Genomic DNA, 25,568 nt, shown 5'->3' with positions numbered 1-25,568 from the left:
AAATCGTAATTAAATTGTATTTTTATTCCATTTGTATTTTATCATGTCTACGATTAACAAATTCACAAAAGTATATTTTTATTACACCCATAACAGGAGCAGATAGAATCATACCAGGTATACCAAAAAATCCTCCACCAACAGTAACTGCTAGTATTGTAAAAAATGGGCTAAGCCCTAGCTGTCCACCTACAATTTTTGGTTCTATAAATGCAACTTCTACTTGTTGAATTATTATTAAGTAAATTAAACAAGTTAATGCAGTTGTCGGATTGTAGAATAAGTTGATTACTACAACTGGTGCCATACCTATTACTGGGCCAAAATATGGAACCATATTCATAATACCCATTAATGTACCAAACAATAGGGCATATTCAGACTTTAAAAAGTATAGACCAATTCCAGAAAGTACTCCAACTACAAATGAATCTAAAATTTTGCCTGTAAAGTATTTACCAATATTTAAATTTAAGCTTTGACACAATTCTATTATAAAGTCTCCATATTTTTTACCTAAAGAAATATAAACAATTTTCTTTGTAAATTCTAAGAATCTTTCTTTTTCTAATAATATATAGAAACAAATTATAAAACCTAAAACAAGTTGTACTATAAATTTTCCAACAGAGAAGGTAGTACTAAAGATTCCTCCAAGTGAACCAATAAGCAAGTTACTAAACTTGGGCATTACGCTCATAATTTTATCACCATATTCTTTTAATGTATTAGGGTCTACTGATTGTAAGCTTTTTCCTAAATCAAATAAAAATTGTTCTGTCTTGTCTATATACATAGGAACTTGAGTTACCAAATCAGCCAAACTGTTTACTATGGATGGAACTGTAAATAGTATAAAAGATATTAATATAACTATTAATACACCATAAGTAAGAAGCAAAGAATATATCCTTTTAAAATTAAGTTTATTTTCTAAAAACTTTACTAATGGATTAAATACATATGCTAATACAAAGGCTATTATAAATGGAGTTAGTAGTGACATCAGTAAACTTATTACTCCAAAAAAATATTTGTAATTATCAATAACTTTAATCAAAATATATGAAATAACTACAGTAAGTATAATATTTAAATGAATTTTTTTATCTTGCAAAACAACACAACCTTTCTTATATTTATTAAGTTTATATTTACTTAAATTTAAAATCAAGTTAATATTTATAGCTTATTATACAATAAAAAGTAGTATTAATATAGTGTGATTAATATTAAATTTGACAAGTGTACAATATTTTGCAAGTTTTCTCTAAATAGTGTTTTTATCTTCTCAAATTTGCATATTGCAAATAGAAACAGTTATAATTTGTTTCTAATTCTCTGTACATTTCTATTTATATAGTGCCTTCCAATATATTTGTATAAAAGATTTTTACACCATCCTATTTTTTGGTTATATTGATTGAAAAAATCATCTGGAGTATCAAAGGTTCCCAAATCATCAATTATTCCCTCTTTTTGAATAAATGTATTATTTAGATTCCAAGATATTTGAGGATTTTGCAAATCCTTAGTGGCAATGCCCCATCCCAAAAATAAGCCTTGACAGTCATTGTATTTTTGCTGAATACTTGTAAGATAATTTTTATCTAAAATAAGACCTTCTAATTGATACCATTGTTTTTCATAGTATACTTCTATCCATGTGTGAATGATTTCTGTAGGAGTAATCTTGTAAAGAACTCCTAAGAGCTCTAATTGAACTCTTTTATCTAGAGTAAAACCATGAATCCTACATGGAATGCCAACTCCTTTTAAAAGTGCCATAGCAAGTATAGTCTTTGTATTGCATTGTCCATATCCATCTTTTAGTATTTTACTTGCAGATATATTGTCACTTTCATTAAAACCAAACTTGATGTCATCTCTAACAAAATTATAAATTTGTTTGATTTTATTAAAATTATCTAATTGATTCCATTTCTTTTCGCTAATAAGCTCTTGAACATTTTTTGAATTAAAGTCTAATAATGTACTTTCTGATAAATGTCTTTTCATAAAATATAAATCTCCTTTATTTAGTGTAATTATATTTTATATCTTAGAGTAATTTGAAACTTTCAAAAACTTGCTGTTTTTTAATATACCAGAAATATTCATACCAGTCATACATTTATTGGTATATGCTAGATGTGAAGCGCTGTCAAAACCTGACATCATAGCAGCATCGGTTATAGAGTATTTACCAGATAAAAGTAAAAAATATGCTTTTTGAATTTTATGTAGGAGAATATAACTTTTTAATGGCATTCCTGTTTGTTCTTTGAATATATGGGACAGTCTACTTGGCGAAAGAAAGACCATATTAGAAATATTTTTTATAGAATGGTCATGACAGTCACACTCATTAAGTCTTTGCATTATTTTATGAATTCTTTTATCAACTACTGTGTAATTGTCTTGAGTAACATTAAGATATTCGAACATAGAATTTGTAAAATTTAAATAACTTTTTTCATCATGATTTTTGAAAAAATTAATATATTCTTTTTGTGTATGTTTATTATTATGAATATCTATAATTCCATAACCTTTAATTTTGTCAATATATTTTGACTTAAAGCTTAATGCAAGTGATGATGTTGGCTCAATTAACATAGTAAAACATATTTTTTCTCCTGTTGAAAAACAATGTTCTATATTACTATCTACAATAATACATTTACCTTCTATATCATTGCCATCTATAGTTATATTTAAACTGTCTTCAATTCCTATAAACAATTGTAACATCCAATGTTTATGCTTATTTGATTGAATAGAATTTGTAAACGAAGAAATATGATTATTTGACATAATTATATAATTAATAAAATTACCTCCAAACATTTTTCTTATTGAGGAAATACAGGTTAATTGTACAGTATTTTTCAGTAAGATTAGTGAAATTTTTATTTTATTATACTTTAGATTTTAATTTTGTTCAATTATTTTAAAATTAGATTATTTTTATAATGAATTAATTTTATTTTATATACTATTGGACCTGTATTAAGATATTTTAAAATATAAATTACTTATGGTAAAACTTGCATATAAAAAATAAAAATTTTATAATTATATTACAGATTATATAAAATAAAACATCAAGTCATAAGTTGAAGAAAAGAGGATGTCATGAAGTTATTTCAGCAAAAAACACAAGTTCATAAATTTAAAAATTCAAAGGAATTTATAGAAGAATTCAAAATTTGTAAATCAGATTTTATATTGACAAGTAAAAGTGCATATGATACATATTTTAAAAGCCTTGGTTTGGATGCACATGTAGAATATAAAAGTAAGTATGGAACTGGTGAACCTAATGATATAATGATGGATAAATTATTGGATGATTTTTCAAAAACTAATTGTACAAGAATTATTGCTATTGGTGGGGGAGCAGTTATTGATATGGCAAAGTTGTTAGTACTGAAAGATGGAAATAAATCAAGTGATTTATTTCAAAAAAAGGTTCCTTTAGAAAAAATAAGAGAATTAATAGCTGTTCCTACAACTTGTGGAGCAGGTTCAGAGGTGTCAAATATTTCAATTGCAGAAATAACAGAGATGAATACGAAGTTTGGATTAGCTGTAGATGAATTATTTCCAGATTATGCAGTTTTAATTCCAGAGTTATTATTAGAGCTTCCATATTCATTTTTTGCTACAAGTGCAATCGACGCTTTAATACATGCTATAGAATCTTTTGTATCTCCAAAGGCGAGTATTTATACAGAAATTTTTAGTACCAAAGCTATAGAGAAGATTTTAAATGGATTTCAGCAAATTGTACTAAATGGAAAAGATTATAGATTTGATATTATAGAAGATTTTTTGATTGCAAGTGATTTAGCTGGTATTGCTTTTGGAAATGCTGGTACAGGAGCAGTACATGCACTTTCATACCCATTAAGTGGAGTTTATCATGTTACTCATGGTGAAGCTAATTATCAATTTTTTATAGAAGTATTTAAAGCATATAATAGATTATCACCAGATGGTAAATTAGCAAAAATAAATATGCTTTTGAGTGAAATAATGAATTGTAAAGTATCAGAGGTATATGAAAAAATGGAAGAACTACTTAATAAAATTATTACAAGAAAAAGTTTAAGAGAATATGGAATGAAAGAGTATGAGATAAATAGTTTTGCAGACAGTGTACTAGATAGTCAACAAAGGTTGCTAAATCAAAGTTATATTAAACTTAATAAAGAAGAAATAGTAAATATATACAGAACTTTATATTGATACCCCAAATATAAAAGTTAATTGTTCTATATTTAGCTATAACTCAAATTTATGAAAAGCGGTGATTTAATTAAATCATCGCTTTTTATGACTGATATTTTTATAAGATAATATATCTTGTACTTATTAAAAAATATATATTTCATTTAATTATGACAAATAAAGATAAAATTTAAATATTTTAGAGGTAATTTTATTTAGATATAGAATTTTAGAGTAATGATATACAAATGTGTTATATTACCACTTTATATCAAAAATAGTAATATAATAGTCATATACATTTAGAAAATTTATTGTTTAAAAGGAGTAGAACCTATGATAAAAAAAGAAATGGGTAATTTTAAAGGAAGCAGTGATTATGTAGTATCACCAGAATTAATGGCATCAGTTAATGTTGCTATAGCACTTGAAAAACCACTTTTAATTAAAGGAGAACCTGGAACAGGAAAAACTATGCTTGCACAAGCAATTTCAAATCAACTGCAAAAAGATTTAGTAATTTGGAACATAAAATCAACTACAAAAGCACAGGATGGTCTTTATGTATATGATACTGTTCAAAGACTTTATGATAGCCAATTTGGAGGTGAAGGAGTAGATGATATTGGTAAGTACATAAAATATGGTAAATTAGGAGAAGCATTTAGTTCAGAGCAACAAGTAATTCTTTTGATTGATGAAATAGACAAGGCAGACTTAGAGTTTCCAAACGACTTACTTTGGGAATTAGATAAAATGGAGTTTTATATAAATGAAACAAAAGAAACTGTAACAGCAAAACAAAGACCTATAGTGATTATAACTTCGAATGCAGAAAAAGAGCTTCCAGATGCTTTTTTAAGAAGATGTATATTTCATTATATAGAATTTCCTGATAGAGATATGATGGAGGAGATAGTAAAAGTACATTTTGATAAAGTTGAAGAACATTTATTGGAACAAGTAATGACTACTTTTTATTGGATTAGAAGTTTAAGAGAGATACAAAAGAAACCTAGTACATCAGAGTTAATAGACTGGATACAAGCATTGACTTTGAGTGGAATTCCAATTGAAAAAATAGAAAAAGAAGTTCCTTTTGCAGGGATACTGCTTAAAAATAACGAGGATATTGAATCTATGCAAAAACGTTTGTAGTCAATAGGAGCTGAATAATTATGTTTATTAAATTTTTTTATTTATTGAGAGCAAGAGGCCTAGATATATCTTTAAATGAGTGGATGACTCTAATTGAAGCACTAGACAAAGGGCTTTGTTATTCAAATTTTTCGAATTTTTACTATCTTTGTAGGATGATTTTAATAAAAAGTGAAAGTAATTTTGATAAATTTGATGCAGTGTTTTTGGAGTACTTTAAAGGTATAGAACACAAAGAGGAAATTCCAGAAGAGATTATGAACTGGCTTAAAAATCAAAATGTAGATTTAGAAGGATTTGAAAGATTAGAGCAAAATCCCAACATAAACCTTGATGAATTGAGAGCTAAATTAGAGGAACGTATAAAAGAACAAGATTCTCCACATAATGGAGGGAATTACTGGATAGGAACAGGGGGTACTTCTGAATTAGGTCATTCAGGCAAAGGTCAAACTGGTATACGCATAGGCGGAACTTCCACCTATGGAAGAGCTGTTCTCGAAGTTGCAGGAGAAAGAAAGTATAGGGATTTTAGAGATGATGAAGTTTTAAATATGCGTCAATTTCAAGTTGCATTAAAAAGGCTTCGTCAATTTTCTACTAGAATAGATGCTCCAAAAACAGAACTTGATTTAGATAAAACCATTGAAGAGACTTGTAATAATGCAGGGTATTTAAAACTGTTTTTCGAAAAACCAAGAAAAAATACAGTGAAGCTTTTGTTGCTTATAGATTCAGGGGGTTCAATGAGAGGATATAGTACTTTATGTAATACATTATTTCAGTCTGTAAGTAAATCAAATCACTTTAAAGATGTAAAAGTATACTATTTTCATAACTGTTTTTATGATAGATTATTTACTACACCAGAATGTTGGTTAAGTAAGTCTATTGATACTGAATGGATATTACAAAACATAGATAAAAACTATAAAGTTATAATCGTGGGTGATGCGTCTATGGCACCTTCTGAGTTACTTCATATTGGTGGTAATTATCGAGGTCCATATAACGATACACCTGGAATAGAGTGGCTTAAAAGATTCAAAAGAAAGTATAGTAAAATTGTGTGGCTAAATCCGGAACTGAGAGATGGGTGGGATTCAATCAGTTATTGGTATCAGACTCAAAGGTTAATACAAAGTGAGTTTAATATGTATCCATTAACTGTAAAAGGATTGGAAAAATCATTGAAAAATTTAATGGTCGCGAAATAATATAAAAAATGATGGTACAAATTATATAAAAAATGTACCATCATTTTTTATATTATAAATTGTATAATTGAAATTTAAAAATTATGTAGTCTAATACATTTTAGACTTACAAAAAACATATACATTAATAATAATTTTAGAAATTGAGGTGATTATAATAAATTATGAATTAATCGTAAAATACAATGGAGATATATTAAGATTAGAGCAAGAATTAGGTGTTTCAGTAGAAATACTTAATGCTTCCTATGCGATAATAACATCAAGTGATGAAGAAGATATAAATAGATTACTGACTTATCCAGAAATAGAGTTTATAGAAAAACCTTTTATATTACAAACTCAAGACATACAAAGTTTTTCAAGCACAGGGATAACAGGTTTTAAAAATAGAACAGGATTAACTGGAAAAGGAACTATAATTGGTATAATTGATTCAGGTATAGATTATACTTTGCCTGTATTTAGAGATAGCGAAGGAAAGTCCAAAATATTATACTATTGGGACCAGTCTATACAAGGAAATCCTCCAGCAGGTTTTAAAGAAGGAACCTTATATAATAATGAAGATATAAATAATGCAATAGCTGGTAATACATATATACCTATCTCAACGACTAGTCTACATGGTACACATGTTGCAGGTATTTGTTCAACCATTGCAAGCGATGCTAGGATAATAGTAGTAAGGGTTGGAAATATACAGACAGATGTTTTTTCAAGAAGTACAGAGTTTATGAGGGCGATTAAATTTATTTTAGATAGGGCATTAGAATTAAGAATGCCTGTTACATTAAATATAAGTTATGGAAGTAATGAAGGCTCACATAGAGGGACTTCTTTATTTGAGCAGTATATAGATGATATGTGTTTATTTTGGAAAAATAATATAGTGGTAGCGGCTGGTAATAATGCAGATAAGGGAGGACATAAAAGGATTAGGCTTCAAAATAATACTACAGAAGAAGTTGAGTTTGTAATTGGAGAAGGAGAGCGTATATTAAATATAAACATATGGCCAGATTTTATTGATGACTTTAGTGTACATTTAGTAAGTCCATCGAATAGCCAGACACAATCAATTTCTCTAACTTCAGGTGAAATAAGAAATACTTTAGGAGATACAAGAATTACTGGTTATTTTTATCCTATAGCACCATATTCTCTTACTAGAAGAGTTACATTGCAATTAAGTTCAAATACACAGATAAATCCTGGTCTATGGAGAATCGTATTTGAACCTATAGATATTGTAACTGGTAATGTAAACATATATCTACCAACTTCTGAGGGATTAAATAGAAACACGAGATTTTTGATTCCTACTCAAGAACTTACTGTTACAGTTCCCGGAACAGCAAGTAGAGTTATAACTGTAGGAAGTTTCAATTCAAGAACAGATATAGTATCTATATTTTCTGGCGAGGGAGATACACAATTGGGTGTATTTAAACCAGATTTATTAGCTCCAGGCGAAGATATAATATCTTTTTTACCAGGAGGTACCAGTGGAGCATTAACTGGAACGAGCATGGCCACTCCTCATGTTACAGGAGTTTGTTCGTTGTTTATGGAATGGGGAATTGTAAATGGAAATGATTTGTTTTTATATTCGCAAAAGTTAAGAGCATTGCTTCTTAGGGGAGCAAGAAGAACAAGTAATCAGTCATATCCAAATAATTCATCGGGATTTGGTTTTTTAAGTTTATCAGACATAGATTTGTATACTTTATCTAGTATAAATCAAGACTTAGAAACAGAAGACATTGGATATAGAAGCACTAATAAGTCGTTTAAAGATGAAGAAAATAATTATAGAGTTATAGAAAATTATAATTCTCAGAGAAACGATGATTTAAAGTTGGAGGATTTTATAAGTGAAAATATGGATAGACAATCAGGAACATTGGCAGGAATAAATGTAATTCATACTCCTGAATTTGAAGATGAGTTAGCCTCATTGGGTATGAGTCAAGAATTTCTTAAGCTAAGTGACTCATTTGGTGTATTATCTATAAACACTACAGACTATAATAGCATACAACGAGTTTTGGAACTTCCATCAGTTATAAGGACAGAATCAACTATAAAGATGACACTGCTTGGAGAGATTAATCAAGGTACTTTTGGTGGTGTAGTTGCAACCGAAGAAATAGGTGTAAATTTTTTTAAAAATAATCCCAATATAACAATAACAGGAAGAGGTACTCTTATAGCGATTGCTGACACAGGAATAGACTATTTACATAAAGACTTTATATATGCAGATGGAACCTCAAAAATAGCTTTTTTATGGGACCAAACAAAGAATGGAACTCCACCTGAAGGTTTTTATATTGGGACAGAATATACACGAGAAGATATTAATAGAGCAATTGCAGAAAATGATGCTAGTCTATCTCAAGATGAAGTTGGGCAAGGGACTATGATAAGTGGCATATGTGCAGGTCTTGGTAATGTAAATAAGGAATATGCAGGAATAGCTGAAGATGCTGAATTAATAATAATAAAAATTGCTAAGATAGAAGGATTTTATAATAGTGCAATGTTATTTGCTGCATCTCAGTATGCATATAAAAAATCTTTAGAACTTGGGAAACCATTAGTAATAAATATATCTTTGGGTAGCAATAGTTTAGTTGGATTGACCAATAGAAGTAATAGTGAAAAAGCATTTTTTACTAGAGGGCTGTGTATAACAGCAGGAGCTGGAAATGAGGGAAATACTCAGACACACACATCTGGAATAATACCAAATGTAGGAAGTTCCGTTGAAGTCGAGTTGGAATTAAATGAAGAAGAAGAAGAATTATCAGTTGAACTTTGGCTGAATAAACCAGATAAGGCAGATGTAATAATAGTGTCTCCCACTGGTGAAGAAAGTAAAAGTGTTGGAATATCAAGTTATAATAGGATAACAGGTTTATTTGATTTAGAAGGAACGGAGTATTCTATAACATATGTATATCCAACTACTTTTTCAGGGCAGCAGTTTACCAATGTTACTCTGAAAAATGCTAAAAGAGGAGTGTGGAAGATTAGATTAGTAGGAGTTTATATTGTAAATGGAATATATAACTTGTATCTTCCAAATAGGGCTCTTTTAAAAAGTGGAACTAGATTTAGAGAGGTTGACCCTTTTTATACAATAAATTATCCAGCTGTTCAAGATGATTTAATAACTGTAGGAGCTTATAATACTATTAATAATAGTTTGTGGCAAAGTTCATCAAGAGGGCCGACTATTGAGGATAGATTAAAGCCAGACTTAGTAGCACCAGGAGTTAATATAATAGCTGCATATCCTGGAAATACATATGCGACTATAACTGGGACAGCAGCAGCTAGTGCACATGCTGCAGGAGCCGCTGCGATGTATTTTCAATATACTTTTGTTGATAGAAGATATCCAAATCAAGCATATGTTCAAAAAATAAAAACTTTTATGCAGGCTGGAGCTAGAAAAAACCAAACTACAGAGTATCCAAATATGAGTACTGGATATGGAACTTTGGATGTTAGAGGTATGTTTGATGTGTTAAGATAGGAGGGATTTATGGAAAAATCTTATTGTATAATTTACCAAGGTGATATAGAAACTGCACTTCAAGAAAACGGAATAAATAAATATATGGTTTTAAATAGTCAGCTTGCAGTAATATATGTACCTATGGATTTTGATGAAACTATTTTAAACAATATATTACAGGTTGCTTGGTGGGAAGAATCTGCTCCAATGAGCAGTTTAATTGAAATAACTAATAATATGAATAATGGAGAAACTATTACAACAGCTACTGAAGCAGAGTATATTTATGAGAATCCATATAATGATATAACAGGAAGAGGGATTTTATTAGCAGTTATAGATTCTGGTATAGATTATTTACACCCTGACTTTATAAATGCGGATGGAACGAGTAAGGTTTTACGATTATGGGATCAGGAAGAAAATACAAATCCACCACCAGAAGGATTTATTTTTGGGAGTGAATTTACAAGAAGTGAATTAAGTTTAGCTATAAGTAGAAATGATGGAAGTTTAAGTCAAGATAATATAGGTACTGGAACTTTGGCTTCTGGTATATTAGTGGGAAATGGAAGAGTAAATTCACAATATAGAGGTATAACTACAGAGTCAGATTTGATAGTGGTTAAATTAAAATCATATACAGATACTTATTATGCTGGAAAGATAAATTATAGTGTTTCAGATTTTTTAGCAGCTATAACATATGTTACTAATATAGCAAAAACAGAAAATAAGCCTATAATAATAAATCTTACTATTGGAGTTAAGTCAGGTGCTGTAGCAACTACTTCCATATTAGATACATTTAATATATTAAGTAGTGCTGGTGTTGTTGTAGTAAGTGGTGCAGGTAATCAAGGTAATACAGATATTCATTATGCTGGAAGATTTAGTAGTTTAAATGAAGTCCAAGATGTAATAATACAAGATGGTGACGATTACGCACTTGATATAACACTCAATACAAATGGTCCAGATAAGATAGGGGCACAAATAATATCTCCTTCAGGTGAGGTTAGTCATGATATAAGATATTCTCCAGACTTTTATGTATATAGAGGAAAGTTTAATCTGGAAAATACTACTTATTCAATGAGATTCATCTATCCATATATTACTTCTGGGAATGAAAGCCTAGAGATAAGACTCAGAGATATAAAACCTGGTGTGTGGACTTTGAGGCTAACTCCAGAACTTATAATAGGGGGAGAGTATGATATATATTTACCAAATAAAAACTTGATAGCACCAGATACAAGATTTTTAGACCCAGACTCAGTGGCTACAATAACTATGTATGCTGCTGGTGATGATGTAATCACAGTTGGTACATTTAATAATAAGACTGATAGTATGTGGATTGGTTCATCAAAAGGGCCAATTAGAGGAAGGGGAATTAAGCCAGATATAGTAGCGCCAGGAGTAGATATAATATCTACATATAAAAATGGAACCTACAATACAGCAACAGGTACAGGAGTTAGTAGTTCAATAGTTTGTGGAGTCTTAGCCTTATTAATGGAATATTTGGAAAAACAAGATAATATCCCAAGGTTATCGTTGTTTACACAAGTTTTAAAAACATATTTAATATTGGGAGCTACGAAGCTCGATATATATACTTATCCAAATGTTTCACAGGGATATGGTATTTTAAATTTAAAAAATACAATTCAACAGATGGCAAATACTTTATAAATAAAAAAATATGTAAATAATGGTATTTTATCTGTTATAAATTTTACTTATGAATTTAATTTGAAAAATTGCTAAAACTATTACAAAATAAATATATAGAGGTGATAGTTTTGGAAAGTAAAAAAGCAAGAGCATTAAAAGGTAATGATAACAAAAGACTTAGAAGTCCGCTTCTAGTTGGAAATGAATCAACAGCAGCTTGGGCAGATGTTGAAAAATTAAAACCTCATAGTAAAGTTTCAATACCTTCACTTAATAGTGTTGAAGAAGCAAAAGATTGGGTTGACAATGGAAGTAAACTGTAAGACTTCTATACTTGATAACAAAAATAAATAATTTATTGTATTTAAGTAAAGTAGTATTAGTTTAAAAAGCTTAAAGTTAAACTTAAGCTAATAAACAGTATACTGCTTTACTTTTTTTATAGGTGTCAGAAGGCAAAATGTAACTTACAAATATTTGAAAGGAAAATATAAATTTTTGTATATAAATATTTATAGATTATATAAGACTAGTAAATATCAATTGTATAAATTTATTGACTAAAAATTTATAAATTGGTATAATTTTGTTAATTAGCGGAAATAATAGAAGATAAATACTGTGAAGAGAAGAGTAGATATAAAATGTAGTTTTAGCGAGTTGAGGATGGTGAAAGCTCAATACAAGTTTTATATTGAAGAACATCTTGGAGTTTCTAATCGAAAGCTTATTTAGCAAGTAGACTTAGACGGAAGGCACCGTTATAGGCTTTAAGCATTGCTTAACTAAGAGGTCATTTATGACAACTAGGGTGGTACCGCGAAAGTAATAGTCTTTCGTCCCTTTATACAGGGATGAAGGGCTTTTTTTATGGAATTATATTTAGAAAAAATTACTAAAAATTAAACTAGGAGGCTTTAAAATGCAAAAGGAATTTATAACAGTAAAAGAATTGTACAGAGATAAAGAACAGTACATAGGAAAAACTGTAAAAGTAGCTGGATGGATAAGAACATCTAGAGTATCTAAAAACTTTGGATTTATAGAATTAAATGATGGAAGTTTCTTTAAAAATATGCAAATAGTATTTGATGAAAAAGTTGAAAATTTTAAAGAGATAGGTAAATTGGCAATAAGTTCATCTATACTTGTAGAAGGTGAGTTGGTATCTACAGAAGGAGCTAAACAACCAGTAGAAATACATGCAAAAAATATAGTTGTAGAAGGTGAATCAGATAGTTCATACCCACTACAAAAGAAAAGACATACACTTGAGTATTTAAGAACAATCGCACATTTAAGACCAAGAAGTAATACTTTTTCAGCTGTATTTAGAGTAAGATCAATAGCTGCATATGCAATACACAAATTCTTTCAAGAAAGAAACTTTGTATATGCACATTCTCCAATCATAACAGGTAGTGACTGTGAAGGTGCAGGAGAAATGTTTAGAATAACAACTATGGATTTAAATGATATTCCAAAAACGGAAGATGGGAAAATAGACTATACACAAGATTTCTTTGGTAAAGAAGCTAATTTGACAGTTAGTGGGCAATTAAATGCCGAAATAATGGCACTTTCTTTTAGAAATGTCTATACTTTTGGGCCTACATTTAGAGCTGAAAACTCTTATACAGGAAGACATGCTTCAGAATTTTGGATGATAGAGCCAGAAATAGTTTTTGCAGACCTTGAAGATAATATGGAACTTGCAGAAGATATGATAAAATATGTTATAAACTATGTTTTAGAAAACGCTTCTGAAGAAATGGAATTCTTTAATAGTTTTATAGATAAAGGATTGCTAGAAAGACTAAATAAAATAGTAAACTCTGAATTTGTTAGAATAACATATACTAAAGCAGTAGAGCTATTACTTGAATCAGGACATGAGTTTGAGTATCCAGTAGAATGGGGATGCGATCTTCAAACTGAACATGAAAGATATATAACAGAACAAATATACAATTCTCCAGTATTTGTTACAGATTATCCAAAAGATATAAAAGCTTTCTATATGAGAATGAATGAAGATGGGAAAACTGTTAGAGCAATGGATTTATTAGTTCCTGGTGTTGGAGAGATAGTTGGAGGTTCTCAAAGAGAAGAAAGAGAAGACGTACTATTAGATAGAATTCATGAAATGGGATTAAATGAAGAAGATTACTGGTGGTATTTAGAACTTAGAAAATTTGGTACTGCTACTCACTCTGGATTTGGTCTTGGATTTGAAAGAATAATTATGTATATGACAGGTATGTCTAACATAAGAGACGTTATACCTTTCCCAAGAACTCCTAAAAATGCTGAATTCTAATAATTATAACCTATAATATGATTATATAATTTTTCGATATAATAAAATAGCTTGTGTGCTATCTGATTTAGATACATACAAGTTATTTTTATTGTGTTTACAAATATATGTAGTTTGTTTGTTCATATTTTATTATACAATGTAATTATAAGTTGCTTATACTAGGAGGATAAATAATGTGTAGTTTTTGTTTTATTAAATTTAATGTGAATGATGTAAAAATATTTAATCGAATAAAAAATTTATTTTCATATATAGCAGATATAAAAAATGATTGTATACAAATTGAGGATTTAGAATATTATATTTTAGAAAAAGTAGATGAATTTTATAATAAAGAAGAATTAGATTATTTTTGGTGGCCAACAGAAGCAGAAAATAAAATGTTTTGGGAGAACTATAAACTACTGGATGAAGAGAATCGACAGGAATACATAAAGTCTGTTTCATGGGATTTTGAGACTGTGTTTTCTGAAGTTGGACTTGGCGATTATACAATAGAAGGTTGCGAAATGATTGGTGAACAAACTGCTAAACTTTATTTTAACCCTATTGGATATCCTTATGGTGGAAATGAAGTGCTTCAAGAGGCACTAAAAGCTTTTGGAGTGACAATAGTGGGTGTGCTTGGATAACGTTTATTGTGCTATACTATAACTAGTAGAGTAATTTTTTGGAAGTTTAAATATAAATTATATTTAAGCATTATCTTTATGTAAATAGTATAAAAATATGTAAGGTGATTTAAATCTAAAAAATTATTGAATAGTATATTTATTACACAAAAAGTTTTATCATTATCATGAGGGGGAGTAATAATGTTAAAGAAAGGGTTGTTTATAGTTTTAAGTTTGGCACTTATATGTACAGGTTGCAGTTCACAAAATGATTCTAAAGGTAAGCAAGCAAACAAAGATAATTCTCTTATACTATTAAAAAATGATGAGAATAACTCAGGTGATATGACAGATGTATACATAAAGACAGAAGGTAAGGATGAAGAAAAAATAGCATCAGATGTACCTACATATACTAAAAAAGATTATATAAATGGAGAACAATCAATATTAATCCAAGATAAAGAAAATAATTTATATAAGTATAATCTAAAAAAAGAAAAGGAAAAAATAGCATCAGATTTATCTTCTGACGAAATTAATTCATATGAATTTATGCCTTCTTCAAACACTATAGCATATATATCATCAGAAAAATCCTTGTATGTAAAATACGATGGAAAAGATAAAGAAAAAATAGCCAATGATGTTGTATTGTATAGGATGTCTACAGATGGAAAATTCATATATTATATGAATACAGATGAAGAGTTATATCTATATAAAGAAGATGGAAATAAAGAAAAAATATCTACTGATATACAGAGTTTTGATATTATAAATAATAAAGGTGATGTAATATTTATAAATAATGATGATAATCTATATTTAAAAAGTGCAGATAAAAATGATAAGGTCAAAATTAGTTCAGATGTATCAAATTTATGGGGGGTAGAATCTAATGATGAAGAAATTATGTATATAAGTGAGTATAATTATAAGGATTTGAAAGGTGAATTATATTTGTACAAAAATAATGCTAGTGAAAAAATAGCATCGGATGTTCGGTCTTATAAATATAGAGATAGTAAATTTTATTTTATAAATAGTGATGATGAATTATATGAGAAAGAAATAGGTAAAGAGGTGTCTAATAAAATAAAATCAGACATTAATTATGTAAGTTTTATTAAAGATGGAATTGTATTTACAAATTCTGATGGAGATGTATATATTAAGAAAAATAATAAAGAAGAAGAAAAAATAGGTAATGATATGAAAGAAAATTCTAATGTATCTATTATTAATGATGAGAAATTACTTTATATTAAATCAAGTGGTGAGTTATTTTTAGATAAAGGCAGGATAGCAAGTGATGTTGTTGGCTATTCATTTAATTCAGAGAATATAGCATATTCCACTAAAAATAAGGAAATACATTTTTATAATTTAAAAACTAAGAAAGACAATATAGAAATAAACAATGTAGGAAAATATTCAGAGATTTATTTAGGAAATAAATTGATTTACTCTAAAAATTTAGAACCAAAAGACTTAAATGGTTTTTGGAAAGCTGATGAATATAATATATTTGAATTTGAAGAGCCAAATAAGATAAAACTTTATAGTAAAAGTGAAGAAGAAAGCAATTATACAGTTAAATATGAAGTAGAAAGTTCAGATAGTAATAGCATAGTATTAAAAGGAAAAGATACTTTATCAAAGGAAAAATTTACTATAACTAAGTTTAATAGTAATGAAATTTCATTACAAGCTAATAATGTAAGTGGTACACTTAATAAAATTTCCAAAGAAGACGCGGAGAAATTTATCAAGAGTATAAATAACAAGGAAAATAGTGAAAATACTGATAAAAAGAGTACTAAAAGTAATTCAGGTTCAAGTTCGAATTTGAAAAATAAAGAAGTAAGTTATGATGATGATTATATTATATATGATAGTGATTCTAGAGTATTAACTAAAGATGAACTTGAGCTTTATAGTAAAGAGGAGTTAGCATATATAAGAAATGAAATATTTGCAAGATATGGATATGTATTTAAAGAAGAACCTTATAAAAGCTATTTTAGCAATAAGTCATGGTATCAGCCAGATTATAGTATAGGAGCGGATACAGATGTTTTAAATTCTGTAGAGAAACAAAATGTATCATTGATTAAGGAAATGGAAAACTAAGTTATAAGAAATTTTAAAATACATGTCTAAATGTGTAGTATAAGATAGTCTATAAACATTAAAATTGAAATGTGAATTAATTTTAAACATGAATTAATTATATATAAAATTATTAAATCTATAAGTTAGACTTAAGTATAATTTATAGATTTAATAATTATGAATCTAAAAGCTAATTTATAGGTTTACATAATATTATACAAATATTTTGAACAAAATAAATTTATTATTAAGAAAATATAAATATAAGGATTAATACTTTGTTTCTATACTACTAATAAAACTCAACACGATTACGACCTTGTTCTTTTGCAATATATAAAGCTTTATCACAATAACTTATAAATTCATTTAAAGTTATTAATTCTTCAACTTTCTTTGTATGAACTCCGATGCTAACAGTCACACATTTTGAAGGAACGTCATCACGTTCAAAATTACAATACTCTATAATCTTACGTAAATATTCGGATTTAAGTTTAGCATTCTCCTCATCACAATTGAAAAGACATATAAAAAATTCTTCACCACCATAACGGATAGCATGTGAATTTTCAGAATTTGTAAAATCTAAAATTACTTTAGCAATATTCTGTAAACAGTAGTCACCCTTTTGATGTCCGTAAGTGTCATTAAACTGTTTAAAATAATCTATATCTATCATCATTCCTGTTATAGGTTCTTGCTTTGTATGGGTCTTTAATTTTTTTTGAAGAACATCTTCTAAATACCTACGATTATTCATTTTAGTTAGGTCATCAGTCATAACCTTAAGATTTAATAAATTATTCATATGGGAGATTTCTTCATATTGTTGATGGATTAGCATTTTATCATAATAAGTAAATACACGACTTCTATATAACATTGTAGAAATAAAAATAGCAAGTGATGTTATAAAAAATGTGTTTACAATATTACTGAACTCATTACCTGATACAGTTTGAATTCCTGGTAAGAGTAGATTAAGGAATAAAAAACATCCTCCAAAAACTATTATTGATTGACCTAATTTTAATACTGAAAAAGCAGCAGCTGTTAACATTATATAACTGAATACACTCAAATCATTTCCGCCTAACTGGTCAAGCAAAGTAATTACACAACCCCATAAGCAGAAAAATGTTACATAAATCACCCACAAGTTTATATAATAAGTACAATGTTCCTTTTTTTTATTCCAAAGATAAGAAAAAACAAGCATAAAAATTAAAGAGATACAAAATAGTATTATATACATACAAAAATACCATTGACGTCTTGGGGTGGCAAAAGGACCACCATCTCTAGCTGATATTGATATCATCATAATTAGTTGAGATATTATTATTATGATACAAATAATTTTGCCTGTATGATAAAGATAATTGCAAAGTTCTCGTTCAACATTTTCTTTGTATTTTTTATCTAGAGGGAATCCAAAGAATTTTTTAAAATTTTCTAAGTTCATATAAGCCTCCATTAAAAATAAAACATAAAAATAAGTATTCCTCTTCTTTTCTTAGATACTCGGAATACTTTGTTTATAACTTAATTATAGCAAAATATGTTATATGTAACAATCTAAATTTGTAATAGATAGTATTTATTAGTTAAGATTAAATAAAATTTTGTATTAGTATTTTATTATAATTAAGATTAGTAAGTTATTTATTTTAGAATATTAGACAATTATAATGAAATACTAATACAAGACAAATAAAATAGATAAATATATCCAATTAAGGTATAATTAAGTTTTATATGATATAGTTATATTTGATAATTGACAATGGTAAAACTTGGAGGGAAAAAATGGATGAAAAAAAAATAGATAATATGAATTATTCATATAGTAACTATTCTAAAAAAACAGGTAAGCCAACTAGAAAAATAAAAAATAATAACCTTACACTTGAAACTAAAGAAGATAAACTTTGTTCTAGTTGCAACAAAGAAAATAATCCTAAAGATAATTACTGTAAATTTTGTGGAAATGAACTTTATGAAATAGTATCATTAAAATCGAGCGAAACAAAACTTGACTTAAAATCTAAAATAAAAGAACTCTCATATCACGCAAATACAAGAGGGATATTTTTAACGACTTTTTCAACTATATTCATATTGCTTGTTATTTCGTTAATATTTAAGGCTATAATTACTATTCAATTTAATGATATCAGTTACATGATAAATCCAGCACATATAATGTTAGCCCTTAATCTAGGTCAAATTAGCGTATCTATGTCTACTATGATGGGTTCTGGATTTATAAGTGCAAATATAGGATTGTTAATATTACTTATAATTCCTGTTTTAGGATTAATTATATCAAATTTAATTTTTATGAGAAAAAGATGTAAGGATTCAAAAACTACATTAGCCAATTCTCTTGGAGTGGGAATTTTCTATGGATTAATTTTAGCTATTTTATGTACTTTTACTAATGTTAAAACTAGCTCACATAGTATGCTAGAGTATGGATATGCTTTAGAGTATAGTTATGAATTTTTTAGTGCACTTTTAAATGGATTTGTATTAGGATTTATATGTACATATATAACTAATTATAGAAAAAGCTATGAAAAAGAAAATATGTATATGTCCCTTTTTTCAAATGCTATTAAAATATTCATATTAGGTTATGCTTTAGTGTTAGCAATACTTTTTATATTAACTATATCTGATAGTAGTTATTTAAATGAATTGAATATGAGTGGATATTCAAGTGGTATCGATTTATTTGCTGTATTGCCACAAATTGCTAGTTACATGTGGGCTTTTGCAAATGGAATTTCGGTAACAATAATAAATTCAACAGTTTCAATGCTTAGCTTAGGCTCATCCTCTTTATTTGGAGATACTAAATTAATGTTTTATGCAATGGGAGCTTTGTCTGCATTAATAATTTTATTAAATGGATATAAATTAAGATTTAAATATGATACAGATAATATTAAACCTGTAATAATATTTAGTATATATTATGCATTTTTAATGGGTATGTTGGCTCTATTTAGTACTTTTATACTTGATAGTAATATTAACTTCTTTAATACAACTAGCTATGGAACAACTCTAGTTATGCAATTTAAATTGTTCTCAACTATTATAATTTCATTTATATACAGTTTTGTGATATCTTTAATAGGATATAAGCTAAACTCAGCTGATTAAATATGATTGGAGGAAACTTCTGTGGAAGAAAATAATAAAAAGACAGTAGATGATAAATTTTCTAAGGTTAAGAAAAGATTTGGTAATGGAAAATTTAAGATTGAATTATATAAAGAAAAATCAAAGATAAATAGAGAAATTGATGATATTCAAGAAAAGAAGAGTAAAATATTTTTAGAAATGGGAATGTTGACTTATCAAAAAATTAGAGAAAATTCTATTGATGATGAGTGTTTTGATAAATTCTGTGATGAGTTATTAGAACTTGATAAGATAATTTATGAAAAAAATATGGAAATTAATGATATGGAAATTGCAGAAAGCAATGTAACTTGTGAATGTGGCTATATTGGAAATATAAATGACAAATATTGCGCTGAATGTGGTAAAAAATTTGAATTAGATAATGATTGCGATAATTTTATAGTTTGTGGTTATTGTGAAAGTGAAGTAGATTCGGAATCTGAGTTTTGTCCATGTTGTGGTAGAAAAATTATTATGGATTTAGAGTAATATTGGGGAACCTATGTATTATATACATGGGTTTTTTTATTGAAATCATTTGTATCTATATAGGAATGAAAATAAAAACCAAAAAAATGAAATAAATTTTCTTAAAACTGTGAAATATAAGGAAATACTTGGAATAAATCTATAAAAAAATAGAATTAATAAAAAAATATGAAAAAATATTGCAAAGAAAAAGTTTTCATGTTATTATTAATACATAAATTAAGAAAATAAATTTCAGAAATGAGGTAATCGAAAAAATGCTAGATAAGGTAAAGGGAAGACTAATAGTATCATGCCAAGCTTTAGAAAATGAGCCTCTTCACAGTTCTTTTATAATGGGTAGAATGGCTAAAGCTGCTCAAGAAGGCGGAGCAGTTGGCATTAGAGCACAAGGAGTTGATGATATTATTGAAATAAAAAAAGTTACTGGACTTCCTGTTATAGGTATTATAAAGAGAAATTACGAAGATTCAGATATATATATAACACCAACTAAAAAAGAAGTAGATGAGCTTTTAGCAACAGGATGTGAGATGATAGCACTGGATGCTACTAATAGAGTTAGACCAAACAATGAAGATTTAAAAGAAATTATAAATTATATAAAAGAAAATAATGTTTTAGTAATGGCTGATATTTCAAATTATGATGAAGCTGTTAAGGCGCAAAAATACGGTGTAGACTGCGTTTCAACTACATTATCTGGATACACTCCATATACAGAAATTTTAGAGGGTCCAGATTTTGTATTGATGGAAAGATTGGTTAAAGATTTAAAAATACCTGTAATAGCAGAAGGAAAAGTAAATACTCCTCAAGATTTAAAGAAAGTCTTTGAAATTGGAGTTCATTCATCAGTTGTAGGTTCAGCAATAACAAGACCACAATTGATAACAGAAAAATTTGTTAAAGCAATTGAAATTAATTAAAAATTAATTATATTTAACTATATTTGAAAATTAAAATTGGAGGTAAAGATATGAGAACAACAGATATGAAAGGAATTTATTCAGCATTATTAGTTTCATTTGATAAGGAAGGAAATATAAACGAAAAAGGGTTAAGACAAATAATTAGACATAATATAGATGTTTGTAAAATAGATGGTCTTTATGTAGGAGGAAGTACAGGAGAAAACTTCATGCTTTCAACTGATGAAAAGAAAAAAATATTTGAAATAGCTAAGGACGAAGTAAAAGAAGAAATAAAGTTAATAGCTCAAGTTGGTTCAGTTAATTTAAAAGAAGCTGTAGAGCTTGCTAAATTTACAACTGATTTAGGATATGATGCTATAAGTGCTGTTACACCTTTTTATTATAAATTCGATTTTGAAGAAATAAAACATTATTACAATAAAATAATAAATTCTGTAGACAATAGATTAATAATATACTCTATACCATTTTTAACTGGTGTTGATATGAGTTTAGATCAATTTGGAGAATTATTTGAAAATGAAAAAATAATAGGTGTTAAGTTTACAGCAGCAGATTTCTACTTATTAGAAAGAATGAGAAAAACATTCCCAAATAAATTAATATTTGCAGGATTTGATGAAATGATGTTACCAGCTACAGTTTTAGGTGTAGATGGGGCAATTGGTTCTACATTTAATGTAAACGGTATCAGAGCTAGACAAATATTTGAACTAACGAAGAGTGAAAAAATATCAGAAGCACTTGAAGTACAACATGTGACAAATGATTTAATAACAGATATATTAGGAAATGGTCTATATCAAACAATTAAATTACTACTTGAAGAACAAGGCGTTGAAGCTGGATACTGTAGACAACCTATGAAAGAAGCAACTGATGAAATGAAATCAAGAGCGAAAGAAATATACAGAAAGTATTTTTAATAAAAATACTTTTAGTATGGGAGGATTGGTCAAATGGTAGGATTTACTTGGATAGATTTTGCAATACTAGTAGTTTACTTATTGGCAGTTTTATTTGCAGGATTGTTATTTTCAAAGAAGGAAATGAAAGGAAAAGAGTTCTTCAAAGGTGATGGAACTATTCCATGGTGGGTTACATCAGTATCAATATTTGCCACATTATTAAGCCCAATATCATTTTTATCACTAGCAGGTAATTCTTATGGTGGAACATGGATTTTATGGTTTGCACAATTAGGTATGTTTATAGCTATACCTTTAACAATAAAATTCTTCTTACCTTTATACAGTAGATTAGAGATAGATACTGCATATGAATACTTAGAAATGAGATATGAAAGTAAAGGACTTAGAGTACTTGGAGCTTTAATGTTTATAATATACCAAATAGGACGTATGTCTATAATAATGTATCTACCATCAGTAGTTTTAGCAGGTCTTACAGGAATACCTGTAAATGTGTTAATAATAGTTATGGGGGTAATAGCAATAATTTATTCATATACAGGTGGATTAAAAGCTGTTTTATGGACTGACTTTATACAAGGCATGGTACTAATAGTAGGTGTTACAGGTACGCTATTTTATTTAATATCAAGTATAAATGGCGGATTTGGAACAGTGATGGATACTCTTACAAGTGGGCATAAGTTCTTAGCAACAAATGAAGTTATGTTTGATAAAAACATACTATCTACAAGTGCATTTATAATATTTGTTGGAGCTGGTCTTAATACTTTTTCATCATATGTATCAAGTCAAGATATAGTTCAAAGATTTACTACAACAACTGATATAAAACAACTTAACAAAATGACATATGGAAATGGTGTTTTATCAATGGGACTTGCAACAGTATTTTATCTAATTGGAACTTGTTTATTTATATACTATACTCAAAACCCAGATTTAGCACAAACAGTTCAACAAGACCAAGTATTTGCATCATATATAGCTTATGAATTACCAGTAGGTATAACAGGAATACTACTTGCAGCAATATATGCAGCATCTCAGTCAACTTTATCAACAGGGCTTAATTCAGTTGCTACAAGCTGGACTTTAGATATACAAACTATTATAACAAAAGATATGAGTATGGAAAGACAAACTAAGGTTGCACAATATATATCATTAGGAGTAGGTATACTTTCTATAGTTGTTGCAATAATCTTAGCAAATGGAGAAATAAAGTCAGCATATGAATGGTTCAATAGTTTTATGGGGCTAGTTCTAGGAGTTTTAGCAGGAATATTTGTACTTGGTGCGTTTTGTAAAAGAGCAACTAAAATGGGAGCATATATTGGATTTGCAGTATCAGCAATTTTAGTTGTTTATCTAAAATATAGAATGCCAGAAGTAACTTCTTGGGCTTATTCTCTAATAACAATAACTACTTCTGTAGTAGTAGGAACAGTATTTAGTGCAATAGAATCTAAGGTTAAAGCAAAAGTATCTTTACCAAAAGCTGAAACTACAGTTTATTATGAAAAATAATATAGAATTTAAATAAGAAATTATCCTATAGAGTGGCTAGATTAGAGTGATTAGATATATAAATAATCTAGCTACTCTATAAGAATGTATAAAGAACTGTATATGTAAAAAACCTGAAAGTAGAATATACTTAAAATTATATAGGGAGATAGTGATTATGATATTTGGAAGTATAAATCATAGTAAGACATATTCAACATTACACGAAGACTTACTTAAGTGTTTTGAATATGCTAAAGAAAATTCATTGATAGATTACGAAAAAGGGACTCATACAATAGATGGTGATGATATCTTTGTAAATATTGTTGAGTATAAAACTTGTGAAAAAGAAGAAAGATTCTGGGAAGCTCATAAGAAATATATAGATGTACACTTGATGCTAGATGGATGCGAAAGAATAGATTTGAATTTTATAGAAAATTTAGAGCAAAAGACATATGAAGAAGATAGTGACTTTTTGCCTCTTGATGGGAAAAACAATGGCTATGTTGAACTTAGAAAAGGTGATTTCTTAGTATGTTATCCAGAAGATGCACATATGACAGCAATAAAAGTTTCAGAAAAAGAAAATATAAAAAAAGCTATTTTTAAGGTTTTGGTTAGATAATGAAAATTTATATAACTACTAAGGCTGAAAATAGTGATTTAACTTTCAGCGATTAGTGATATTTCGTAAATTTTAGTTAGATTACTATTTTCAGCCTTAGTTTTTTATAAGAAAGTTTAAATAGATATTAAAAGGTTTAGAATTGTATAGAGGAGTTAATTTATGGATAAAATAGATGTATTTTTATTAATAGGACAAAGTAATGCGAGAGGCTTAGGAAATCCAAAAGACAGTGTTATTCCAAATGAGAATTGTTTTGAATACTTAAGTAGCAACGAGATTATAAACATGAGATGTGAATTAGAGACTTCTGAAGGAGATGGTACTATAGCACCTGCATTTTCAAATGAGTGGAATAGACTTACTGGTAATAAAGTTTGTTTTATACACAATGCAAAGGATGGGTCAAGAATAAAAAATTGGAATCATGATAATAACTGGTTTTTAAATGACACTATAGAAAAATTTAATGCAGGGTGTAATACTTTAAGCAAGAATTATAAAATAACAAATAAATATGTTATTTGGATTCAAGGTGAAAGTGATGCAAAGTATGGTAGTGATGTTTTATACTATAAAGAGAGTCTAAAAAAAATTGCATATAGACTAAAGGAAGAATGTATCATTGATAAAATGTTTGTTAGTTTAACTGGTTATTGGCTTGGAGAAGATGAATATTTTGTTAGAACAAGACGAATTGCAGCAGCACAAGAATTTGCTTGTAATGAATGTGACATATTAAGCATAGGAAGCAAAATTGCTATGAAATTTCATGACCAAGGTCTAACTATTGATGATGTACATTATAGTCAAGAAGGTCTTAATATGTTGGGAGAAGATTTATGTAAGAATATTTATAAATATCATATAACTGAGAAAAAAATTATATTAAAGGATACCATAGATTTATCAGAAGCGAGAAAATATATCTGTGAGTTGGAAAAAATAAATAAAAAATTCATGTAATATAAAATTTTAATTAGTAATATTGGT

At 27.9% G+C, this 25,568-nt stretch carries 20 protein-coding genes and 1 other annotated feature; of the genes, 16 read left to right on the top strand and 4 right to left on the bottom strand.

Going from position 1 to position 25,568, the window contains the following annotated elements; translation table 11 throughout:
- Positions 1-22: 22 nt before the first annotated feature.
- From IC218_RS06580 to IC218_RS06570, 3 genes are all read right to left on the bottom strand, one after another.
- Positions 23-1,117, bottom strand: a complete 1,095-nt coding sequence (locus tag IC218_RS06580; RefSeq protein ID WP_227437282.1) for an AI-2E family transporter — start codon at positions 1,115-1,117, stop codon at positions 23-25.
- Between the two features lie 203 nt (positions 1,118-1,320).
- Positions 1,321-2,019, bottom strand: a complete 699-nt coding sequence (locus IC218_RS06575) for a transglutaminase-like domain-containing protein (protein ID WP_227824055.1) — start codon at positions 2,017-2,019, stop codon at positions 1,321-1,323.
- A gap of 36 nt (positions 2,020-2,055) precedes the next feature.
- Positions 2,056-2,745: a helix-turn-helix transcriptional regulator gene (locus IC218_RS06570; protein ID WP_227824054.1), complete on the bottom strand. Its 690-nt coding sequence runs from the start codon at positions 2,743-2,745 to the stop codon at positions 2,056-2,058.
- A gap of 393 nt (positions 2,746-3,138) precedes the next feature.
- On the opposite strand from IC218_RS06570, the gene IC218_RS06565 reads away from it, so the two are divergent.
- From IC218_RS06565 to IC218_RS06525, 9 genes are all read left to right on the top strand, one after another.
- Positions 3,139-4,254: a 4-hydroxybutyrate dehydrogenase gene (locus IC218_RS06565; RefSeq protein WP_227824053.1), complete on the top strand. Its 1,116-nt coding sequence runs from the start codon at positions 3,139-3,141 to the stop codon at positions 4,252-4,254.
- A gap of 318 nt (positions 4,255-4,572) precedes the next feature.
- Positions 4,573-5,394 (top strand): AAA family ATPase, encoded by an 822-nt coding sequence (locus tag IC218_RS06560; protein ID WP_227437274.1) that lies wholly within the window; start codon positions 4,573-4,575, stop codon positions 5,392-5,394.
- Between the two features lie 20 nt (positions 5,395-5,414).
- Positions 5,415-6,611, top strand: a complete 1,197-nt coding sequence (locus IC218_RS06555; RefSeq protein ID WP_227824052.1) for a vWA domain-containing protein — start codon at positions 5,415-5,417, stop codon at positions 6,609-6,611.
- Positions 6,612-6,759: 148 nt separating this feature from the next.
- On the top strand, positions 6,760-10,158 hold the full coding sequence (gene cspBA, locus IC218_RS06550; RefSeq protein ID WP_227437270.1) for a bifunctional germination protease/germinant receptor pseudoprotease CspBA: 3,399 nt from the start codon (positions 6,760-6,762) through the stop codon (positions 10,156-10,158).
- Between the two features lie 9 nt (positions 10,159-10,167).
- A complete protein-coding gene (gene cspC / locus IC218_RS06545; protein ID WP_227437268.1) occupies positions 10,168-11,841 on the top strand; it encodes a bile acid germinant receptor pseudoprotease CspC in 1,674 nt (557 codons plus the stop codon).
- A 110-nt stretch (positions 11,842-11,951) separates the two neighbouring features.
- Positions 11,952-12,146 (top strand): CDIF630_02480 family spore surface protein, encoded by a 195-nt coding sequence (locus tag IC218_RS06540; RefSeq protein ID WP_227437266.1) that lies wholly within the window; start codon positions 11,952-11,954, stop codon positions 12,144-12,146.
- 289 nt (positions 12,147-12,435) lie between these two features.
- Positions 12,436-12,670: a binding site (T-box leader), on the top strand.
- 75 nt (positions 12,671-12,745) lie between these two features.
- On the top strand, positions 12,746-14,143 hold the full coding sequence (gene asnS, locus IC218_RS06535; RefSeq protein ID WP_227824051.1) for an asparagine--tRNA ligase: 1,398 nt from the start codon (positions 12,746-12,748) through the stop codon (positions 14,141-14,143).
- A gap of 176 nt (positions 14,144-14,319) precedes the next feature.
- The gene (locus IC218_RS06530; protein WP_227824050.1) at positions 14,320-14,778 is read left to right on the top strand and encodes a hypothetical protein; all 459 of its coding nucleotides are present in this window, start codon (positions 14,320-14,322) and stop codon (positions 14,776-14,778) included.
- Positions 14,779-14,961: 183 nt separating this feature from the next.
- Positions 14,962-16,896 carry a YARHG domain-containing protein gene (locus IC218_RS06525; RefSeq protein WP_227824049.1) on the top strand — a complete coding sequence of 645 codons (1,935 nt, stop codon included), beginning with the start codon at positions 14,962-14,964 and terminating at the stop codon, positions 16,894-16,896.
- Between the two features lie 274 nt (positions 16,897-17,170).
- On the opposite strand, the gene IC218_RS06520 is transcribed toward IC218_RS06525, so the two are convergent.
- Complete coding sequence (locus IC218_RS06520; RefSeq protein WP_227824048.1) at positions 17,171-18,346, bottom strand: GGDEF domain-containing protein; 1,176 nt, start codon at positions 18,344-18,346, stop codon at positions 17,171-17,173.
- Positions 18,347-18,690: 344 nt separating this feature from the next.
- Here IC218_RS06520 and IC218_RS06515 point away from each other — a divergent pair, with 344 nt between their 5' ends.
- From IC218_RS06515 to IC218_RS06485, 7 genes are all read left to right on the top strand, one after another.
- The gene (locus tag IC218_RS06515) at positions 18,691-20,055 is read left to right on the top strand and encodes a hypothetical protein (protein WP_227434929.1); all 1,365 of its coding nucleotides are present in this window, start codon (positions 18,691-18,693) and stop codon (positions 20,053-20,055) included.
- A gap of 21 nt (positions 20,056-20,076) precedes the next feature.
- Entirely contained in the window at positions 20,077-20,568 is a 492-nt protein-coding gene (locus IC218_RS06510) for a zinc ribbon domain-containing protein (RefSeq protein ID WP_227434928.1), read from the top strand.
- Positions 20,569-20,825: 257 nt separating this feature from the next.
- On the top strand, positions 20,826-21,497 hold the full coding sequence (locus tag IC218_RS06505; protein ID WP_227434926.1) for an N-acetylmannosamine-6-phosphate 2-epimerase: 672 nt from the start codon (positions 20,826-20,828) through the stop codon (positions 21,495-21,497).
- Positions 21,498-21,547: 50 nt separating this feature from the next.
- A complete protein-coding gene (locus IC218_RS06500) occupies positions 21,548-22,429 on the top strand; it encodes an N-acetylneuraminate lyase (RefSeq protein ID WP_413927320.1) in 882 nt (293 codons plus the stop codon).
- A gap of 33 nt (positions 22,430-22,462) precedes the next feature.
- Positions 22,463-23,965: a sodium:solute symporter gene (locus IC218_RS06495; RefSeq protein WP_227434925.1), complete on the top strand. Its 1,503-nt coding sequence runs from the start codon at positions 22,463-22,465 to the stop codon at positions 23,963-23,965.
- A gap of 157 nt (positions 23,966-24,122) precedes the next feature.
- The gene (locus IC218_RS06490) at positions 24,123-24,575 is read left to right on the top strand and encodes a YhcH/YjgK/YiaL family protein (RefSeq protein ID WP_227434923.1); all 453 of its coding nucleotides are present in this window, start codon (positions 24,123-24,125) and stop codon (positions 24,573-24,575) included.
- Between the two features lie 162 nt (positions 24,576-24,737).
- Positions 24,738-25,541 carry a sialate O-acetylesterase gene (locus IC218_RS06485; RefSeq protein ID WP_227434922.1) on the top strand — a complete coding sequence of 268 codons (804 nt, stop codon included), beginning with the start codon at positions 24,738-24,740 and terminating at the stop codon, positions 25,539-25,541.
- The last annotated feature ends 27 nt before the right edge of the window (positions 25,542-25,568 follow it).

This window comes from Clostridioides sp. ES-S-0005-03 (assembly GCF_020658455.1).
Lineage (GTDB): Bacteria > Bacillota > Clostridia > Peptostreptococcales > Peptostreptococcaceae > Clostridioides.
This window is presented reverse-complemented; position numbering and strand designations above follow the sequence as displayed.

Excerpts from the sequence above, each read along its gene's own strand:
- IC218_RS06555 (WP_227824052.1), top strand. The coding sequence starts at position 5,415 with ATGTTTATTAAATTTTTTTATTTATTGAGAGCAAGAGGCCTAGATATA.
- asnS (WP_227824051.1), top strand. The coding sequence starts at position 12,746 with ATGCAAAAGGAATTTATAACAGTAAAAGAATTGTACAGAGATAAAGAA.
- IC218_RS06515 (WP_227434929.1), top strand. The coding sequence starts at position 18,691 with ATGGATGAAAAAAAAATAGATAATATGAATTATTCATATAGTAACTAT.
- IC218_RS06490 (WP_227434923.1), top strand. The coding sequence starts at position 24,123 with ATGATATTTGGAAGTATAAATCATAGTAAGACATATTCAACATTACAC.
- IC218_RS06495 (WP_227434925.1), top strand. The coding sequence starts at position 22,463 with ATGGTAGGATTTACTTGGATAGATTTTGCAATACTAGTAGTTTACTTA.
- cspC (WP_227437268.1), top strand. The coding sequence starts at position 10,168 with ATGGAAAAATCTTATTGTATAATTTACCAAGGTGATATAGAAACTGCA.
- IC218_RS06525 (WP_227824049.1), top strand. The coding sequence starts at position 14,962 with ATGTTAAAGAAAGGGTTGTTTATAGTTTTAAGTTTGGCACTTATATGT.
- IC218_RS06520 (WP_227824048.1), bottom strand. The coding sequence starts at position 18,346 with ATGAACTTAGAAAATTTTAAAAAATTCTTTGGATTCCCTCTAGATAAA.
- IC218_RS06530 (WP_227824050.1), top strand. The coding sequence starts at position 14,320 with ATGTGTAGTTTTTGTTTTATTAAATTTAATGTGAATGATGTAAAAATA.
- IC218_RS06565 (WP_227824053.1), top strand. The coding sequence starts at position 3,139 with ATGAAGTTATTTCAGCAAAAAACACAAGTTCATAAATTTAAAAATTCA.
- IC218_RS06500 (WP_413927320.1), top strand. The coding sequence starts at position 21,548 with ATGAGAACAACAGATATGAAAGGAATTTATTCAGCATTATTAGTTTCA.
- IC218_RS06505 (WP_227434926.1), top strand. The coding sequence starts at position 20,826 with ATGCTAGATAAGGTAAAGGGAAGACTAATAGTATCATGCCAAGCTTTA.
- IC218_RS06485 (WP_227434922.1), top strand. The coding sequence starts at position 24,738 with ATGGATAAAATAGATGTATTTTTATTAATAGGACAAAGTAATGCGAGA.
- IC218_RS06560 (WP_227437274.1), top strand. The coding sequence starts at position 4,573 with ATGATAAAAAAAGAAATGGGTAATTTTAAAGGAAGCAGTGATTATGTA.
- IC218_RS06575 (WP_227824055.1), bottom strand. The coding sequence starts at position 2,019 with ATGAAAAGACATTTATCAGAAAGTACATTATTAGACTTTAATTCAAAA.